Below are 19,422 nucleotides of genomic sequence, written 5' to 3' on the forward strand. Positions count from 1 at the left end.
ATTAATTGAGATACTTCAAATTAGAGTTTCCTGCCTGTTTACGACATGTTTTAGAAGAGAGGATTTAAACTTTAAGGAGTCCGATTTTAATTATAATCTTACAGAAAAAAATAGACTAACTCACAAACTTGGCTCAATGAGCCAAACAAATACGTATTAAAAAATTCACATCAAAATGAACCATTAAATTGTTCGATAAAACTGTTTTTGAAATTTATCAGGCTAAATAAGGCATAATTCTACTGAAATAAATTCATGTCCATTGTCCACGCAAATTTGTTTTGACAATCTTCTATTAATTTTCAGACACTCACGTGTTCTTTCATCAATAATATTCAAAATCCTGAAGTATTTGCCACAGTACCAACTATCATATACAAAATCTAAAAACCTATTGAATATTCAGTATTTTTTGATTATTACTCGTATTTTTCATTTACCAGTAAAAACAGATTGATTTCAACGAAATATGTTTATTTAAATTTCACGTTAATATAATCTCTAATTAGTTAGAATTATTTTTTTCACAAAAAATACGTCTTATACAACGATATATATATTCTATTTTGTGGGTATCCTTAGGCGTCACCCACACCACATTACTATTTGCTATAATCCCAATTATATCTGCAATTGCATAATAATCTAATATCTTAGCAATTGCCTTCCCATAACCTGAATTAGTATAAATTAATATAAAGTTACTGTTATATTCTACATTAATCACCATTTCACTAATTGGATGCTCAGTATTTGGCTTAGGCAAACCCTCAGAATTAATTATATAAATTTTTTCCCCTTTAGAATTAACTATTTTTATAGCACCAAGGTGCTTTAGTAAACGAGATACCGTAGATTGACTGATAGATTTAAATCCATTTTTTCTAAGGTCATAACATAGCTGTATTTGAGTATGATAACACTTATGTTCAATTAAATTTTTACATATTTCAAGGAGTCGTTGTTCATGCTTAGATAATAGATGAAGTATATCCACTGTCATTTCCTCTCGTATTCTCTCGCTTACTAAATACACTAGAATCAAATTAAACGATATGTAATTCCCCTCTAAGCAAAAGATTTAATGTCCACAAAGAAACCGCTAAAATCATGAGTGCAACCACCCAGTCAGCACTTTTCATCATTAAATGAGACTGGGATTTTTTTTGCCATAAAAAAACCAAAATACCAGGCAAAAATAGTAAAGAACTGAGAAGCATTGAATCACCTGCAGCATAACATAGCCATACCCCATAAAGAGTAGCAATTACGCCACAAATAAGTGCCCCTGTTCGTGGTTCTTTATCCCCATAACGCTCGGCAGTCAAGGCTAATTTTAATCCATAAGCTGCACTAAATAAGTAAGGGGGTAATATAGCCGCTGTTGCCATCGAGAATATTGATTGATACCCCGCTGTAGACGCTAAAGTGAAAATAAGAAAGAATTGAATAAGCCCATTCGTAATCCATAATGAAAATGATGGTGAACTCTTTTTATTTATTTTCGTGAATATACGAGGAAATATCCCATCTTTTGCTGCTATACGAGGCAATTCCGCAGCAAAAAGGGTCCAAGCTAATAACGCCCCTGTTAGCGAAATAACCACGCTACCTGAAACGAACTTTGCCCCCAAAGGACCAATGATATTTTCCAGCACCCCTGCCATAGATGGATTTTTAAGACCTGCTAATGTTGCCTGACTTAATACTCCCATAGACAGTAAGCTAACTAAAATATAAATAGATAGTGCGCCCAACAAGCCAACTACCGTTGCTTTACCTATATCTTTTCGTTTCGCTGCTCGGGCAGATACCACGGTTGCTCCTTCAATACCAATGAAGACCCATGTGGTTACCAACATAGTACTTTTAACTTGATTTAATATGTCAGAATGGCTACCACTAACCATAAGCATACGTCCCCAAAAATCAGCGGTAAACACTCCTATTTTAAATGCCACTAGTACTGCACCGATAAACACGATAAGAATAGCGACTTTAATCACTGTTAGAATAGTATTGATGAATGCAACTTCTCGAATACCGTATAATACCAATGAGTGAGCAACCCACAATACAATGGATGCACCTATAATGGATGGTAGATTATTGCCATTGCCAAAAAGGGGGAAAAAAAAGCTTATAGCGCTAAATAATAATACTAGATAGGATACGTTACCAATCCATACCGATAGCCAATACCCCCATGCTGATTGAAAGCCAATAAAATCACCAAAACCGGCACGAGCGTAGCTGTATATACCCCCATCAAGATCAGGGCAACGCATACTTAGATTTTGGTAAATAAACGCTAAGCAAAGCATACCAACACCAGTAATGACCCAACCAATAATTAAGGCTCCGGGTGAAGCTACTGATGCAAAGTTTTGCGGTAAACTAAATACCCCTCCTCCCAGCATTGAACCAATGACTAAAGCAATTAACGCATTAACCCCAAGTTTTTTTTCAGTAACCATGGGGACGACTGTATTATCATTTTGTTTTGTATCCGCCATTTTAGTCAATCCTCTTTTTACCACCCAACACTATTTCAGTTGGATGAATAAACACGCACATATAAAGTTAATCGGCGAGCGTCGCAACCATGACGGCTTTAATGGTATGCATCCGGTTTTCAGCTTCATCAAATACAATGGAGTATTTTGATTCGAATATATCTTCAGTGACCTCTAACCCTTTTAGGCCATAAGTATCTTCAATCTCTTTACCGATTGTTGTGTGCTGATTATGAAAGGCAGGTAAACAATGCATAAACTTAACATTCGGATTGCCTGTTGCATTAATTACATCTTGATTTACTTGATATGGCAGCATAAGGCTCACACGCTTTGCCCAGTTTTCTTTTGGTTCTCCCATTGAAACCCATACATCTGTATAGATAAAATCAACGCCAGCAACCCCGCTTACTACATCTTCTGTCAGAGTGATGTGAGCACCACTTTTTTTAGCTATAGCAATACAACGCTCGACTATTTGCTCATCGGGTCTAAATTCTTGAGGTGACACCAAGCGAATATCCATCCCCATGATAGCGGCTCCCACCAATAACGAATTTCCCATGTTATTTCTGGCATCACCGAGGTAAGCAAAAGATAAATCACTCAGTTTTTTATTTGGCGCATGCTCTAACATAGTCATAAAGTCGGCAAGTATCTGGGTTGGGTGGGATTCATTTGTTAATCCATTCCAAACGGGCACTCCCGAATACAATCCTAATTCTTCAACAAGATGCTGAGCATAACCGCGATATTCGATTCCATCGTACATTCGACCTAAAACACGAGCGGTATCCTTTATTGACTCTTTATGACCAATTTGCGAACCACTTGGTCCTAAATAAGTGACTTTAGCACCTTGGTCAAAGGCACTAACCTCAAAAGCACACCGTGTACGGGTTGAGTCTTTTTCAAAGATGAGGGCTATATTTTTACCTTTTAGTCTTTTCTGTTCAGTACCTGCTTTTTTCGCAGTTTTAAGCTCACTCGCTAGGTCAATGAGATATTGAATTTCAGCAGCATTGAAATCAATAAGTTTCAAGAAATTGCGGTTTTTTAAGTTAATCGTCATAGTATTTATCTCAGATAAAATATTAATATGGAGTTAATATCCGTCATTGGCAGTTGGCTTTATTCAATGATCAACGTACCTTTCGTACCATCGAGTATCTCCAATCCATTTTCTAGTGAGCCAATTCCCGCTACCCCGTGACAACGGGTAACAAAACGACAACAACCGTCCACTTTTGGCCCCATTGAACCTGCATCAAAGCTAATTTTACTTAGCTCAAGAGGGGATATTTGAGATATTGCTTGTTGATTAGTCTTTCCCCAATTACGATAAATCGCATCAGCATCTGTCAAAATCAGTAATGCGTCGGCATTGATCTGACAAGCAAGCAAAGCCGCAGCGAGATCTTTATCAATAACAGCTTCAATACCATGATAACCATCAGCTCCTTTTAACACAGGCACCCCGCCACCACCGTTGCAGATAACCAAATGGTCACTTTCAATCAATGTATTGATGGCATCCTCTTCTAGAATGAATTTGGGTTCTGGTGATGGCACTACTCGGCGAAAATATTGCCCATCCGCTTTCACTGACCAGCCTTTTTGACTGCTCAATAACTCCCCTTGCTGCTTGTCATAAACAGGACCGATAAATTTTTGAGGGTTATCCATTGCAGGATCATTAGGATCAACTTCAACTTGCGTGAGTAGCACAGTAATTTTTTTCTTGGGTAACTCATTCATCAGAGCCTGTTGCAACATATAGCCGATCATGCCCTGACTTTCAGCACCAAGAATATCAAGTGGATAAGGTTTAACTGGCTCATAGACACTATTTTGTAAAGCCAGTAAGCCAATTTGGGGACCATTTCCATGAACAAGAACGACTTTCCATTGTTTAGTTAGCTGGGCTATTACTTTTGCAGCAAGCTTAATATTCGCTTGCTGAATATCTGCCTCTAACGGCTCTCCGCGCTTTAGTAATGCATTTCCGCCTAAAGCAACAACCAATGTTGGTTTTTTCTTCATATTCCCGCCTTAAATCCCATCTCGTTCTAATGGACAACTCATGCAACGGGCACCGCCACGACCACGCCCAAGTTCATCTCCTGGAATGGTCAAAACAGTGATACCTGCTTTATCGTATTTTTCGTTTGTCCAAGTATTTCGTTCATATCCAATGACCACCCCAGGGCGAATAGTCAGTACATTATTAGCGTCGTTCCATTGCTCGCGTTCAGCTTCAAATGCATCTCCTCCTGTAGTAATTAGCTCTATTGCCCCAATTTTTAGTGCCTGTTCAATTGCATTGACCAAGCTAGTCTCTAAAACACGCTTAACTCCCCCATTTTTATCCGGTGTTAACGTCCAGCACTGAATATCCTTGCGAACGATTTCTGGGTACACTGAAAAAATGTTTAGGTCGAGATGAGTCATTACGGTATCAAGATGCATACACGAACGATGTTTTGGTAATTCAACGACAATAACCTTGTTTGCTTGTTCATGTTTAAATAATGCTTCGACTAGAAACTCAATACCTTGGGGGGTTGTACGTTCAGACATTCCAATTAATACGACGCCACGACCAATAACCAAAACATCACCACCTTCAAGAGTGGCATGGTCATAGTTAATATTTTCCTCACCATAATATTTAATAAAATCCCCATTCGCGAATATCGGGTGCCAACGATATATGGCTCGTAAATTATTAGTTTCTCGTTGACGAGCTACTTTTGCCATCGGGTTAATAGATACGCCGTTATAGATCCAACAAGATGTATCGCGAGTAAATAAATGATTTGGTAGAGGTTCTATAATAAAATCTGTATCACAGTGTGTATCAACCTCTAAATTTTTAATCGACTTAGGAATTTCACCATAAGTTAAGCCTCCACTTAGACAGCGAGCCAAATTGCGATGAGGCATTTCAAGCAACCAATGATGTAAATCAACAGCAAATTTAGGTCCAATACGATAACCAGAAACCTGTGTTTCTAATAACCAATTTTTAGCATCATTAATTTCTAATGTTTGTGTCAGTAAATCTGTAAGTAAAAGAACTTCAACTCCTTGAGTACGTAATACACTCGAAAATACATCATGTTCTTCTCCGGCTCGTTCAACAGAAAGAACATCATCAAATAATAATTCATGACAATTTGAAGGAGTAAGCCTCTTCAAACTTAAATTGGGGCGATGCAGCATCACACTACGAAGCTGACCTATTTCAGAGCCGACATAATGCCTATCCATAGTGAATCCTTAATAGAGATAACGAACAATAAATTATAAAGAGACTTATTGCTCCATTGAGTTAATACATTCGACACTGAAATTATTAGTATAAGAAGGTTTATTTAATCAAGATAATTTTAGGTCTTTTTCATTTTTATAGATGAATATCAAAAATATTAAACTTCAAGCAAATTAAAAAATGAATAATCAACCTGATTTTTTAGTTATTTATTTTATTATATTTAAATTTACTTTATGGTACTGAGTAATAACCCATTGTTTCAAATAACAATATATACATGTAAAATATAGACATTCAGTTTTCCATCAATTTTATAATGAAAAAAATAAAATCAAACAAATAAATATTCATTAAACTGGCATATTACGAATAATAATATTTGTGATTTTAGTCATGTTTTTTTAGGTTACCCTTAAAAAACAAATAACTAAATAAACATTTTTTTTGGCATGTGAATTTTTATTCAAAACAAACAACTAAATAAATTTCAAATTAGAAATAACTATTCATGTGTATGGCTTTATTGAATAAATAGAGTTTTTAAATGATTGGCTGTTATGGTCGTTAAATTGATAATATATTCAATGTGCTATACAACTAAATCAGGGAGGGATAAAGAGGTTTTGTTTTTTATGGTGCTACTTTGTTTCTCTGATATCATTTTTAGAGCTAAATGCTCTTATTTCAAATTATAGAACTGTTAAAATGAAATCCATCTACAGCTATTCAACATATAAATAATTAAACTTAGGCATTATAACCCTTACAATAAAAACCATATTTAATAGATTGTTTATTTATAAATAGTTTATGAAAATAATATTATAAATATAAATGCAAATATCATTTGCTAATTAAAAAGTGTATAGACATAACTAATTTCAATTAAGGATAATAGCAAGAAAATTTACACCAATGAAATAGCATAAATAAATTATTTCATATTGTTAAACTATATAACATAGTCTTCAAAATGAAGCCTTTTATTCATGCCATCAGTATTGTAATTTATTTATTGTTCCTGTAGCTCCAAATTTGCAATAATCGGAAGATGGTCACTGACACTTGACCACTGAAACTCTTTATTATCAGTCGGTATCTGCATATCTTTCACCTCCCATACTTGGCCTTTAAATGTGAAAATATGGTCAATATCAATTGCAGGATTCACAGCGGGCCAACTACGATAATCAACGCCTTTTTTCGTCACAGGTTCAAACAAATAACGGATTTCTTGGATAGGTTGTTCATTCGCAGTGGAGTTAAAATCGCCCGCTAGTATTTTTATTGATGCTGCGATATTGTCAAAGCCTGTATCAGTATCCCCAATAGATGCATCTAAAATATGACGAACTTGACCAATACGAATAGTGGGGTCTTTTTGCCAGTCAAGGTGTGTTCCCATAATAATAATTGGCGCATCAAAACCAGGTTTAGTAATTTGTGATAGTAAAACAACACGCTGTTCCGCATCACCAGACGGTAAATTAACCACCTGCGATTTTTCAATTTTATACTTAGATAAAATACCTACACCGTATTCTCCACCATCAAAATCGAGGGCTTTACCAAAGGCGAAGTCCATCTTATTGGCTTTCGCTATTTCTTTGAGTTGGTCAACTTTTTTACTACGTGCGGTTTTATTATCAATCTCAGTCAATACAATGACATCGGCATCGATCTTGGCAATAGCTTTATTTAAGTTTTCTAAATTAGCCACATCTGCCGCTAACTCATTTTTTCCGATATTATAAGTAGCAACTTTAATCGTTGGTTTATTGGCGGTATAAACTCTATTCGGCGTACCGCCATCTTGTACTTTTAAAATTTCAGAACCTGTTGTAGTTGCCATAGCACCGCATGAAATGAAAATGGCTGTGGAAATTGCAGTTTTCAATACTTTCATTGTGTTCCCCTGTTATTGTCAAATGACAAAGTAAATCAACATGTGGTTTTTACCATTAACCTTTAACTGTATTTGGTTAGTTTTCGGTTTACTACATTAACAGGTAATGGAAATGATGCAGTGACCTAGATAGCAATCTTATTTCGAGAAACAAAAAAACAATCTTTTATTTTGCTAAATCGTGAGTCATCGCACTCTTTTGTGACTGCGCGCAAAAAAGCTCAGTAATACTCCGAGTTATAAGCCATAAGTATCATTCTATGCACTTTGTCTTGCTTCAAATTTATAAGGAAAAGTCATCTCTTCTTGTCGTTCAGAAAAATTATTTTCTACGTCCGATAACCATTTCAACAGTTTTTTTGCTGTCTCTCTCGCCATCTTACTGTAATCAATGCGGACTGAGGTCAAAGATGGATAAATATGGTCGCAATTGGAAGAGCCTTCAACACAGGCAACAGCTAGCATTTTAGGGACTTTGATTAGCCGTCTCTGGCACTCAAAAATAACCCCTAGTGCTATCATTTCATGACTACAAATTACAGCCTCAAGTTCAGGCTGACGCGTTAACATTTCACTAATCGCCTGACGACCAAAATCCATTGTAGCAACATAAGGAGTTGTAATACTTTGGTCTGCACTTTGGTTATAACTTAACATTGCCTTATTCCAACCACTGAGCAGCTGACTTTGCATTTTGCTATCCATTTGGGCACCAATGTAACCTATTTTTTTGTACCCTTTTTGTAACATATAGTGCGTTAAAAAATTAACTGCTTCACCTAAGTTACTTTTAACATTGAGTGTCAGCGGGTGGTTAGACTCCATTGCAACGCCAATAATCGGGATAGCCTCATTTTTTAGGTATTGATAAACACTCTCAGAATTAATTGATCCAAAAATAATCAAGGCGGCTGGGTTACTCTGTAATAAGGTTGATAAGACTTCAGACTCTTTTTTTTGCTGATAGTCGTGACTACCAATAACAACCTGATAGTGGTTTTTATTCAGTACTTCTTGTAATGATTGCAGAAATACTGAGCTCGCATTATCCCGTAAAGAAGGAATAAGAACAGCAACTATCCGACTTTGGCCAGAAGCTAAAATACCCGCAGCTGAATTTGGGATATATCCAAGCTCTTCAACTGCTTCATTAATTTTCTCACGAAGCTTATCAGAAACCAGTTCCGGTGTACGCAAAGCGCGAGATACGGTCATAGAACCTACACCAGCATATTTAGCGACATCTTGTAACGTAACTCGTCCAGTATTTTTTCTTTTTCGTGTTTTTTGCATGAAATACTTTTATTTAGCCTAAACTGGTTATTCAACGCCTATAACTTACCACAAGTTCCATATGTTAATTAACTTTCAAGTCCACTGATTTAGTATTTGTTCGTTATATTTAGCCAAAATGATAGCGCTATCACGAAAATGAATAATTCAACTAGATAGCGCTACCATAGATCACTACTATGCTCTCAATCACAGAAAAAAATAATGATTTTTAGCATACCAGGAGCAAATTGAATGTTAACGACATTACTGACCCCCAATGTCATACAGGTCGTCGAAAGCGCCTCTAATTGGCAAGACGCAATAAAAATTGCTTGCCAGCCATTGATTAATAATAAATTCATCGAGCCAAGATACATTGACGCAATTATTCAATCACACGAAAAAATTGGCCCATACTACGTACTAGGCCCCGGAATTGCGATGCCTCATGCACGCCCTGAAGACGGAGTGAACCAGCTATCATTAGGATTAACCGTTATTAAACAAGGTGTTGAATTTGGCTCAGAAGGCAATGACCCAATTAAATTACTCATTACACTGGCTGCCACAGATAGTAATAGCCATATTGAGGCAATCGCCAAACTCGCTGAGCTTTTTGACAACCAAGAAGATATAGACAGCATCATGCAATCAGAAAACGTAGATGGCATTCTTCAAGTCATCGCTAAATATAAATAATAAGGAACATAATATGAAAATCACTGTAGTTTGCGGAAATGGTTTAGGCACAAGTTTGATGATGGAAATGAGCATCAAAAACATTTTAAAAGATTTACAAGTCAACGCGGATGTTGATCATGTGGATTTAGGGTCAGCAAAAGGAACGGTTAGCGATATTTTTGTCGGTACGACGGATATCGCTGAACAGCTAGTTGCCCAACAAGTTGGGGGTGAAATTGTCGCGTTAGAAAATATGATCGACAAGGTAGCAATGAAAGAACGTCTGAGTGTGGCATTACAGAAACTCGGAGCAATGTAAGCGGAGGCACTATGTCATTTTTTCGTTTTCTGATGCAAGATGTTTTATCTGAACCTGCTATCTTAGTCGGTTTGATCGCACTTATCGGTCTAATCGCGCAAAAAAAACCAGTAACAGAATGCATTAAAGGTACCATCAAGACCATAATGGGTTTTGTGATTCTAGGGGCAGGTGCAGGTTTAGTTGTTAGCTCATTAGGTGATTTCTCCGCTATTTTTCAACACGCATTTGGCATTAATGGTGTCGTTCCTAATAACGAAGCTATTGTTTCTATTGCCCAAAAGAGCTTCGGCCGTGAAATGGCAATGATTATGTTCTTTGCGATGCTAATCAATATATTAATTGCCCGTTTAACACCTTGGAAGTTCATTTTCTTAACAGGTCACCATACCCTATTCATGTCAATGATGGTTGCCGTAATTTTAGCAACAGCAGGTATGGAAGGAACTTTGCTTGTTACTGTAGGCTCATTAATTGTTGGTTTCTGCATGGTCTTTTTCCCTGCAATCGCTCATCCGTACATGAAAAAAGTCACGGGTTCAGATGATGTCGCCATTGGCCACTTTTCAACCATTTCTTATGTATTAGCAGGCTTTATTGGTAGTAAATTCGGGAATAAAGAACATTCAACCGAGGATATGAGTGTTCCTAAAAGCTTATTATTTCTACGTGATACCCCTGTTGCGATTTCATTCACCATGTTCATTATCTTTATTATTACTTGCTTATTCGCAGGTGGTGATTTTGTGCGTGAAGTCAGTGGGGGAAAAAACTGGTTCATGTTTTCATTAATGCAATCCATCACATTTGCTGCTGGCGTTTATATTATCCTGCAAGGTGTACGCATGGTTATTGCAGAAATTGTTCCAGCATTTAAAGGTATTTCTGATAAATTAGTACCAAATGCCAAACCTGCGCTAGATTGCCCAGTAGTATTCCCTTATGCACCAAACGCAGTATTAGTTGGTTTCCTAAGTAGCTTTGCAGCAGGTGTATTAGGTATGTTTATCCTGTATGCATTTAACATGACCGTTATTATTCCAGGTGTCGTGCCTCATTTCTTTGTGGGTGCCGCTGCTGGTGTATTTGGCAATGCGACAGGTGGGCGCCGAGGTGCTATTTTAGGCGCATTTGCTCAAGGTTTATTAATTACTTTCTTACCTGTATTCCTACTGCCGGTATTGGGAGATATTGGAATTGCAAATACCACTTTCAGTGACGCTGATTTCGGAGCCATTGGAATTTTATTAGGTATTATTGTTCGTTAATAGATGCCCCCTCCAACGCAACCATACATTGGGGGGGCGATAGTTATCCTACTTTATATAAGTTAACAACTTTTCAAACATAAAATGCTCGGTGAATTTTATCGGGCATTTTATCATTTATATGATAAGCGTGGTCGTTTTTCATTATATAGCTGTATTGATTCCTAAATTATTTTACTAATTAATCTCAGTCATTTTATTGTTTATTTTTTCTTCTTTACCATTTAAAAGTTACACGTCTATATAGAAATTGCAGTGTGGCAAACTTGCACATTTATTTACTTTGTAGAATATGAAGGATTATTTCTCTTCATCACGCAATGTCAGAACTTCATAACCATCTTTGGTTACCAATACGGTATGTTCAGACTGAGCAGACAGTTTTTTGTCACGAGTGACCACCGTCCAACCATCCTTTTTCGTTTTAATTTTCATACCACCTTGGTTAATCATTGGCTCTATTGTGAATGTCATCCCTTCTTTTAATTCAATACCTTTTCCGCGAATACCATAGTGTAAAACTTGTGGATCTTCATGCATTTCACGCCCTATGCCATGACCACAATATTCACGTACAACACTATATCCTTTAGATTCAGCATAATGTTGGATTGCAGAGCCAATATCACCTAAAGTCGCACCTGGCTTAACTTGCTTTATCCCTTCCCACATCGCCGCATAAGTATCTTTAACTAGTTTGCGTGCCAAAGGAGATGCTTCAGGCATGACATACATTTTACTTGAATCTGCAATGAAACCATTTTTTTCTAATGTGATATCAACATTAATGATATCTTTTGCTTTTAAGATTTCATCTTCTTTCGGCACACCATGACAAACAACTTCATTTAACGAAGTATTTAACACATATTGATAGCCATATTGCCCTTTACTGGCGGGACGGGCTTGTAATTCATTAACAATATAACTTTCAACCTTGTTATTAATTTCCATTGTGGAAATACCGGGTACCATGAATGAGTCTAACATTTTGAATACACTTGCTAAAAGTCGTCCTGATTCACGCATCAGTTCAATTTCATCGGCGGTTTTAATCGTAATATTATTCATGAATTTTCCCTTTTGATTCTATTGACTCTTTTTCAAGCATCTCACTAATCAACATTGTAAATGTCTTATTTGGATTAAGTTCAGCTTGCATTCCAATTTTTATCCAAAACTCTGCTTGCGAGTTAATTGAACGAGACATCACTTGGCTTGCATGACGCAAATAATCATGTAACTCATCCGAAATTTTCACAATCCCCACACTGTCCTCACCATACTCTATGTATACAGACTATATATGGATCATATAACATTTGTGAGATTGATAATAGTTATCAGTTGTGTAATAGCACAAACCGCATGTATACAAAAAATATGCATTTTGTTTAACTTCTTAAGATGAATGCTTCGTCAAAGTATTTATATTATTAATAGGTTATGATTATTTAGGAGCATGTATTATTTTATTCTGTATTTGACTCTTACTCTACTTGTTCTCAACCTTTTAATATCGAAAAGCTCAATGTCAGCACGAACTCAAAAATGATAGCTGGAGAAATTAATGTATAATAAAATTTTAGTACCCATTGATATTACAGAAAAAAGCTTAGCCCATTTAGTTATGTCCCATATTCAATATTTAGCCGAATATGAGAAAGCACATATTCATTTTTTAGCAATTATTCCTACAGTCCCATTCTATACGACTATGGGTTTTGGCTTTGCAGAAAAAGCAGACAGTGAGCAAGAGAATGTCACTAAAAAGCTTGCTGAAATCATCAAAGAATTCAATATTTCCAGTGATAAATATAGCGCACAGGTTTTAATGGGAACACCAAGAGAAGAGATTTTAAGAGTTGCGGAAGAAATAGGCGCTGACCTAATTGTCATTGGCTCACGCCGCCCTGGTATGTCGACTTATTTCTTAGGGTCAACTGCTTCAATGGTCATTCAAAACTCAAAAATTTCTGTTCTAACAGTCAGATAATAACTATTTCCTTTTTCATATAGGTAATTCGAAGCCGAGTTACCTATATTTTAGTGTTAATCCTAGATACATTTATTGTTCTACAAATTAGTTTATAATTGGTTCAATTAACACATTACCTTTACACTCAAGGGACATAATGAAAAAGTATCTACTCGGGATCAGTATTACTATAAATGTTGTTCTTGTAGTTGCATTAATTATTGCTACCGTTATGTTTTTCAATATGAAAAATAAAGTCACGACCATGATTGAACAAGTAAAATCAGGGGAGTATATTGAGCTTGTTACGCAAAATTCGCAGAAACTGCTTCCCAACTCGCTAAAAAAGTTAACGGCCATAGAAGCAAGTGATAATCCATGTGAGTATTTTTATCAAGAAGTTGATATTGCTACCGAATATTTAGTTAGCAACCCAAGTATTATTGGCGCTGAAACTTATGCAAACCAATTGAAAACCTTAAAAAATACAATAAATAAAACACCATCAATTTTAAAAGAAAAAGCCTGTAAAAAAGGAATTTCAAGCTTCAATTACATTATTGAATCGATACCGTCTACTGAAAAATAAATCTAAATCGCTTTGTTTTTTTCATTAACTAACCAATTTATAAACCACCTTAAATTACTAACAAACTGTGGTCCATTAGCAATGGGGTTTAAGCTTTGAGCAAAAAAATAATCTAACCTATTTTTTTGCTCTGGATAACGTTGCGTATATTTTCGCAGATAATCGTCTAAACTCTCCGGCCAATCACTATCACCTTCTAAACGCAAAATATCAGTCGAGCGGAGTAGCTTTCTTGAAGCAGCCCTTTGCAATAATTTTAATTCATTTGAGTGTCTGCAATTTTCTATTTGCTTAATATAGCCATTTAGCACCTCAACAAAATCACCATTTACGGCCTTAGCAATTTTTTTTGATGGACTAAATGGCATAAATTGCGTTGCGAGATCTTCCCCATAAATACAACGGCAATGATGTTTTATCCAATATCCCCAACTATATAAGTTTGCTTCATCAAGCACATCAGAATAAACACCAATATCAAAATCAATTTTACTGACCTCATGAAATTGCTCTGCTAAATACCTTTGCATTTCAGCAAATCTGCTTTCTTCAGCCATGGTCATGCCACATGTCAATATGACACAAAGGTCAAGATCAGATTTCTGAAAAACCGCCCTTCCCTTAGCAACACTTCCATACACATATACACTGTGTAATTTCGTTTGCAATAACTGGACAAGCAGCTTAACAGTTTCCGCTATTATTCCCTGAAATTCTGATTGTATCGGGACATACTCAATAATACGAATACAACCATTAGAGTCTAAAGTTGACATAAGCTCAATTATCAAAAACTAGCGTTTCACTTTGTACTAACCATTCATAATAGCCGATAACTTCACGGCCATTTAACCAGCGCGATAGCATGTCTAGCATTAACATAACACTCACCTCTTGTTTTTCTTTCTCGCTATGATTATTAGGTAAATAGTGCACCTTTTGGGCATAATTTTTCTCTGGTGTCGATAATGCTAAACTAATGTATTGGTTACTATAATCGCCAATAGCCAGTCCTATTTGCACGGATTGACCTGCTGCGTTATCTCTCGCTTGCTGTAATAAACTCGCCAACATTTGTTCTGGCTCTTGTGGAAGAATTTGCCCAAAATAAACATCAATTTTGGCCGAATGTAATGTCCAGTTTAAGAGGCCAGCACTAAATTGTTCGCTCACAGCTATTCGCAAAGCTCTCTCTTGTAATTGTTTAGCAATTTTCTGAGCAAACCCTTCCGTGCCCTCGAAAATCATATTATCACCAACACCTTGTTTAATACTATGCCAGTGTTTTTCCATCAATTGGCGCTGTGAAGCAGGACCTGTAAGCTTTAATTCTATGATGGGCATCGATGAACGATAACCTAATACACAACCATCAGGTAGCGACATACCATCAAATTGTTTTGCTAAACTACTTTCACTACGCCCAAAACTGGTTAAACGTAAACAAATTGGTGGCTCCGGCAACGTAAAACGCTCACGCACTCGTGGTAGTATTTGATCTTTAACCATCACTTTAAATTCGGATGGAACTCCTGGCGTAAAAAATAGCACACAATTATTAAGCTCTAAGGAAAAACCACAGGCAGTACCAACAGGATTATCTATCAACTCCGCCCCCTCCGGTAAGAATGCCTGCTTTCGGTTAGTTTCAGGCATCACTCGTCCTCTTGCAATGAAATAACGCTCCATCACTTCAATCCATTGCGAATGTTCTACTAGAGGGACGTCTAGCGCTTTTGCTGCCGCTAGAGCACTTAAATCATCGCTTGTTGGCCCTAATCCACCGTTAACAATCAGAATATCTGCATGTAAACTACGCTCAAGAAAAGTAGTAACTAAGCTTTCTAAATCATCACCAATCGTCGTTCTTGTACTTAAAGGGAGCCCTTGCTGAAAAAAATAATCTGCAAGCCAAGCTGCATTTGTATCGATTATTTGCCCATGTAGGACTTCATCTCCGGTACTTAACATTTCAACAACTAACATCTATGACTCCCTTTTATAAAGATTTCACCTTATTAAACTACCTTATTATCTCACTGACTAAAATCAGTAATTTGTTACTTCTACCTTACATCTACATTCTTACATCTACATATAGTACAAAGCTTAAATAACGTAGTTTCCGAAGATAATGGTATTTTGTTTATAGTACGCGAATATTGCTTTGATGATGAAGATATACAGGAAATAAGTGCTCGTCGATCTTCATTAATTAGATGAAATGCAGTTCATTCGAACTGATGGTGATTTATTATACCTGTATTTAGACTGAGCCTACGATGTTCTTATTTTAGACCGTAGTTTTGTATCAAACAAACCAGCCCAAAATTCACTTAGTTTGTAGAAAATTGGATCGCTTTCCACAAGGTTAGTATATAAAGCCCCCATAAATGGGTATCCAATATTGGGGGCACTTTATTATACACGGGTTTCACTATTTAATTAGCTGTAGATAATTAAATAAGCTCCGTAACTTCAAATTTAACTTCACCACTTAGATCAGCATCATAATCAACGTCTTCTAAGCCAAAACCGAATAAACGCAGGAATTCTGCCTTATAGCCTTGGTAATCCGTTAATTCATTGATGTTGTTATCGTTCAACTGCTGCCAAATTTCACGACAAGTATTTTGTACATCGTCGCGCAATTCCCAATCATCTAAACGTAAGCGATGCTTTTCATCAGTCTCAGGTGCTGCTTCATTAAACAACTTAGTAGCAAATAAACGTTGAATTTGTTCAATACAACCTTCATGTATCCCTTTTTGTTTCATAATTTTAAATACAATAGAGATATATAAAGGCATTACAGGGATTGCTGAGGAAGCCTGAGTGACTACAGATTTCAATACAGCAACGTAAGCTGCACCGCCTTTTGCTTGCAATTTTTGATTAATTGCATGAGCTGCACGGTCTAAGTCTTCTTTCGCTTTACCTAATGTACCATGCCAATAAATTGGCCATGTTAAATTGGTTCCAATATAAGAGTAAGCGACAGATTGTGCGTTATCAGCTAAGACACCAGCTTCGTCTAACGCATTCATCCATAGTTCCCAGTCTTGGCCACCCATCACTTTCACTGTGTCAGCAATTTCTTGCTCATTAGCAGGCTCTACAACAGCTTCAATGAGCACGTCTTTGTTTGTATCCAATGCAACAGACTTATACGGCTCACCAATCGGTTTTAATGCAGAACGAACCACTTCACCCGTTTCTGGCATTTTACGAACAGGAGAAGCTAATGAATAAACAACAAGATCAATTTGACCTAAATCTTGTTTAATTAAGTCAATTACCGTTTGACGGCATTCATCAGAGAAAGCATCACCATTAATACTTTTCGCATACAAGCCTTCTTCTTTTGCGGCTTTGTCAAATCCCGCTGAGTTATACCAACCAGCAGAACCTGTTTTACTTTCACTGCCTGGCTTTTCAAAAAATACGCCGATAGTAGCCGCCCCGCTGCCAAAAGCAGCATTAATGCGAGAGGCTAGACCGTAACCGGTAGATGCACCAATAACTAAAACCTTTTTAGGGCCATTTTTCAGTTCGCCACGAGATTTAACATAAGCGATTTGCTCACGCACATTGGCTTCGCAGCCTGCTGGGTGAGCTGTAGTGCAGATAAAACCACGAATTTTAGGTTTGATAATCATAGTAATTTTTTCTTGGTAGCTAACAATCAGAGTCTAATATACCTGATCTTATCCATTTACTTAAGCTACTGTGAAAATAAACCGAGTGAACAGACCAGTTTATTATCAATTTCGTCATCATTTGCTTATTTTAAGTCGTTTACCCCCCCAATTACGCCTATGAAGGGTTTTAAATTACGGTCAAGCTCACTTGGTTTTCCTCAGGGATTATAATTATCTACTCATGTTACCCCTGACAAGGTCATAATATTTATTATTTAGCTCACGCATCTTCTTTTTATTTTAGAAATTTATATCGATTTCCATGATTGATACCTGACGTTGCTTTTTCTAACTTCAATAATTTTCTCACAAATTTAATAATTAGCCCTGCCGATGAAAGTAGTAGAATTAATAATGGAAAGAAGTGAAAATAATCATGTTTTTTATCGTACTCTCCTAATAAACCCCGTAAAGTGGCTTTCACTAACCGACTATTTATTAACACCTTCATCAATGATGACATTTTGTTGGCGTGTTTGATTATCAAATCATACCTTGATTCGGTGAGTTTATTGAAATCAATGCAACTAAAATCAAAGAGCGCTTCAATGATAATACGATATGAGTAAACTAACAGGACTATGTAAGAATAGTAAAATTAATACTGCCCCCCGTAAAGGTCACTTATTGTGGCGTAGTTGGCATTAAATTATGAATGATCATTACTGAATAAATAATATCTTTTTTATTATGTATTTTTCTAAAGTGCGCATTACTTACAATACCAACCATAATTTGCATCCCATTCTTCTCATAAACCCGCTTAAATGGCGTTGTTTCATCATCTGAGATTTTATCTAGAAAAAATGTATCCCTCTTATAGCGTTCAATAGTTTGTTTTGGTAAACCATATAGCTTATACATTTTTTGATTGATTTCATCATACTCAGCCAATATAACCTCTTGATTACGGCTATCTTTTCCCTGTGCTGAAATTAACATTAAACGATTTTCTTCTCGTGAGAACATTAATAGAAAAAGTCGATTACTAACATGGGGAGAGCCTGCAACAGAGCATAGCGCCCCACCTTCTTGAAATTCAGTACACTGCAATTCTTTTAAGTGCAGCTTTTTTAAATCATCTGGTGTTTGCCCCCACTTGAACCCATAAGGAGCATCTAATTTATTTGTAGTACAACCAGTGACTAATACAATAAATAGTATGGTTAAAATTCCTTTTATCATTACTTAACACCCTTTATTAAGCCATCTAATTGGATACTACCAAAACCGTCAATTAACCAAAAATGAACCTTTTCTTATCAAACTAAATGGCCTAATAGGGTAGAGCAACACTTTATTTCTATTTTAGTTTATTCTCTTGTTGCCTTACTTCACTCATGGCAATTTCCTTAAGCCAATCAGCTAAAAGCGGTTTTGTTTTTACTGCATCAAACAGTGCTCGTTCATCTTTAGTTAATCGAATGACAATAACTTCTGTTTTCATGTTAGACATAGTCAGATCCTCTTGTAAAGATAGAATACTGACATAAAATACTAAAAGAACGGTCTTAATTACGGTTTTTTACACTAATTATGTGTTATTTTACATAATAACCCTAAAACGGTTTTATTCAAAAAAAATTAAAAGGGGGAGATAAGAAAAGTTCTAATGAAAAAACAACAATAATTATACTATGAATATGTTAGATACAAAAAAACCACCTTATGGTGGTCTATTGTTAAACTTAGATGACCTAAGTTTAAGTGGTGCCCAGGGCGGGACTTGAACCCGCACAGCCTAAAGGCCGAGGGATTTTAAATCCCTTGTGTCTACCGATTTCACCACCTGGGCCAAATTGTATTTTCTCTATCGAGAAGGATAATATTACTTACCCTATTTACCCTATCAATCAATATAGAAGTAGACACTCATATATTGACCTTTCACTTAAAAATAAACAAATATTTA

The 19,422-nt window shown here is 36.3% G+C and carries 19 protein-coding genes, 1 tRNA gene and 1 pseudogene; 5 read left to right on the forward strand and 16 right to left on the reverse strand.

Annotation, left to right across the window (positions count from 1 at the left end; genetic code table 11):
- Positions 1 to 505: 505 nt before the first annotated feature.
- From ACLPIE_RS04270 to ACLPIE_RS04300, 7 genes are all read right to left on the reverse strand, one after another.
- Complete coding sequence (locus tag ACLPIE_RS04270) at positions 506 to 997, reverse strand: arginine repressor (RefSeq protein WP_430259996.1); 492 nt, start codon at positions 995 to 997, stop codon at positions 506 to 508.
- 49 nt (positions 998 to 1,046) lie between these two features.
- Positions 1,047 to 2,516, reverse strand: coding sequence for a basic amino acid/polyamine antiporter (locus tag ACLPIE_RS04275; RefSeq protein ID WP_430259997.1), 1,470 nt, complete (start codon positions 2,514 to 2,516; stop codon positions 1,047 to 1,049).
- Between the two features lie 67 nt (positions 2,517 to 2,583).
- Complete coding sequence (gene argF / locus ACLPIE_RS04280) at positions 2,584 to 3,588, reverse strand: ornithine carbamoyltransferase (protein ID WP_430259999.1); 1,005 nt, start codon at positions 3,586 to 3,588, stop codon at positions 2,584 to 2,586.
- Between the two features lie 59 nt (positions 3,589 to 3,647).
- The gene (gene arcC / locus ACLPIE_RS04285) at positions 3,648 to 4,559 is read right to left on the reverse strand and encodes a carbamate kinase (RefSeq protein WP_430260001.1); all 912 of its coding nucleotides are present in this window, start codon (positions 4,557 to 4,559) and stop codon (positions 3,648 to 3,650) included.
- A 9-nt stretch (positions 4,560 to 4,568) separates the two neighbouring features.
- Positions 4,569 to 5,789 carry an arginine deiminase gene (arcA, locus tag ACLPIE_RS04290; protein ID WP_430260003.1) on the reverse strand — a complete coding sequence of 407 codons (1,221 nt, stop codon included), beginning with the start codon at positions 5,787 to 5,789 and terminating at the stop codon, positions 4,569 to 4,571.
- Between the two features lie 1,016 nt (positions 5,790 to 6,805).
- On the reverse strand, positions 6,806 to 7,699 hold the full coding sequence (locus tag ACLPIE_RS04295; protein WP_430260005.1) for an endonuclease/exonuclease/phosphatase family protein: 894 nt from the start codon (positions 7,697 to 7,699) through the stop codon (positions 6,806 to 6,808).
- Positions 7,700 to 7,957: 258 nt separating this feature from the next.
- The gene (locus tag ACLPIE_RS04300; protein ID WP_430260007.1) at positions 7,958 to 8,992 is read right to left on the reverse strand and encodes a LacI family DNA-binding transcriptional regulator; all 1,035 of its coding nucleotides are present in this window, start codon (positions 8,990 to 8,992) and stop codon (positions 7,958 to 7,960) included.
- Positions 8,993 to 9,226: 234 nt separating this feature from the next.
- On the opposite strand from ACLPIE_RS04300, the gene ACLPIE_RS04305 reads away from it, so the two are divergent.
- Genes ACLPIE_RS04305 through ACLPIE_RS04315 form a run of 3 tightly spaced genes read left to right on the forward strand, consistent with a single transcriptional unit; the run spans position 9,227 to position 11,242 of the window.
- A complete protein-coding gene (locus ACLPIE_RS04305) occupies positions 9,227 to 9,673 on the forward strand; it encodes a PTS sugar transporter subunit IIA (RefSeq protein ID WP_430260009.1) in 447 nt (148 codons plus the stop codon).
- Between the two features lie 13 nt (positions 9,674 to 9,686).
- Complete coding sequence (locus tag ACLPIE_RS04310) at positions 9,687 to 9,974, forward strand: PTS sugar transporter subunit IIB (RefSeq protein WP_430260010.1); 288 nt, start codon at positions 9,687 to 9,689, stop codon at positions 9,972 to 9,974.
- 11 nt (positions 9,975 to 9,985) lie between these two features.
- Positions 9,986 to 11,242: a PTS ascorbate transporter subunit IIC gene (locus ACLPIE_RS04315; RefSeq protein ID WP_430260012.1), complete on the forward strand. Its 1,257-nt coding sequence runs from the start codon at positions 9,986 to 9,988 to the stop codon at positions 11,240 to 11,242.
- 300 nt (positions 11,243 to 11,542) lie between these two features.
- Here ACLPIE_RS04315 and map read toward each other — a convergent pair whose 3' ends face one another.
- A complete protein-coding gene (gene map, locus ACLPIE_RS04320) occupies positions 11,543 to 12,313 on the reverse strand; it encodes a type I methionyl aminopeptidase (RefSeq protein WP_430260014.1) in 771 nt (256 codons plus the stop codon).
- The gene (locus ACLPIE_RS04325; RefSeq protein ID WP_430260016.1) at positions 12,306 to 12,512 is read right to left on the reverse strand and encodes a ParD-like family protein; all 207 of its coding nucleotides are present in this window, start codon (positions 12,510 to 12,512) and stop codon (positions 12,306 to 12,308) included. Before ACLPIE_RS04325 ends, map begins: the two co-directional genes overlap by 8 nt.
- Before the next feature lie 300 nt (positions 12,513 to 12,812).
- Here ACLPIE_RS04325 and ACLPIE_RS04330 point away from each other — a divergent pair, with 300 nt between their 5' ends.
- The gene (locus tag ACLPIE_RS04330) at positions 12,813 to 13,238 is read left to right on the forward strand and encodes a universal stress protein (RefSeq protein ID WP_430260018.1); all 426 of its coding nucleotides are present in this window, start codon (positions 12,813 to 12,815) and stop codon (positions 13,236 to 13,238) included.
- Positions 13,239 to 13,377: 139 nt separating this feature from the next.
- Positions 13,378 to 13,809, forward strand: coding sequence for a hypothetical protein (locus tag ACLPIE_RS04335; RefSeq protein WP_430260020.1), 432 nt, complete (start codon positions 13,378 to 13,380; stop codon positions 13,807 to 13,809).
- A 2-nt stretch (positions 13,810 to 13,811) separates the two neighbouring features.
- Here the strand turns inward: ACLPIE_RS04335 and ACLPIE_RS04340 are convergent, their stop codons facing one another.
- The 7 genes and pseudogenes from ACLPIE_RS04340 to ACLPIE_RS04370 all read right to left on the reverse strand — a co-directional run bounded on the left by ACLPIE_RS04340 (position 13,812) and on the right by ACLPIE_RS04370 (position 19,305).
- Positions 13,812 to 14,366, reverse strand: coding sequence for a nucleotidyltransferase domain-containing protein (locus ACLPIE_RS04340; RefSeq protein WP_430260262.1), 555 nt, complete (start codon positions 14,364 to 14,366; stop codon positions 13,812 to 13,814).
- Between the two features lie 12 nt (positions 14,367 to 14,378).
- Positions 14,379 to 14,585, reverse strand: a pseudogene (locus ACLPIE_RS04345) (nucleotidyltransferase domain-containing protein); the annotation flags it as partial.
- A 4-nt stretch (positions 14,586 to 14,589) separates the two neighbouring features.
- The gene (locus tag ACLPIE_RS04350; protein ID WP_430260022.1) at positions 14,590 to 15,795 is read right to left on the reverse strand and encodes a nicotinamide mononucleotide deamidase-related protein YfaY; all 1,206 of its coding nucleotides are present in this window, start codon (positions 15,793 to 15,795) and stop codon (positions 14,590 to 14,592) included.
- A 473-nt stretch (positions 15,796 to 16,268) separates the two neighbouring features.
- Positions 16,269 to 17,468 (reverse strand): enoyl-ACP reductase FabV, encoded by a 1,200-nt coding sequence (gene fabV / locus ACLPIE_RS04355; protein ID WP_430260024.1) that lies wholly within the window; start codon positions 17,466 to 17,468, stop codon positions 16,269 to 16,271.
- Positions 17,469 to 18,134: 666 nt separating this feature from the next.
- On the reverse strand, positions 18,135 to 18,695 hold the full coding sequence (locus ACLPIE_RS04360) for a hypothetical protein (RefSeq protein WP_430260026.1): 561 nt from the start codon (positions 18,693 to 18,695) through the stop codon (positions 18,135 to 18,137).
- A gap of 118 nt (positions 18,696 to 18,813) precedes the next feature.
- A complete protein-coding gene (locus ACLPIE_RS04365) occupies positions 18,814 to 18,966 on the reverse strand; it encodes an MbeCy (protein WP_430260028.1) in 153 nt (50 codons plus the stop codon).
- A 252-nt stretch (positions 18,967 to 19,218) separates the two neighbouring features.
- Positions 19,219 to 19,305 (reverse strand) — tRNA-Leu (locus ACLPIE_RS04370).
- Between the last annotated feature and the right edge of the window lie 117 nt (positions 19,306 to 19,422).

The organism is Providencia sp. Me31A (assembly GCF_050487165.1).
GTDB lineage: Bacteria > Pseudomonadota > Gammaproteobacteria > Enterobacterales > Enterobacteriaceae > Providencia.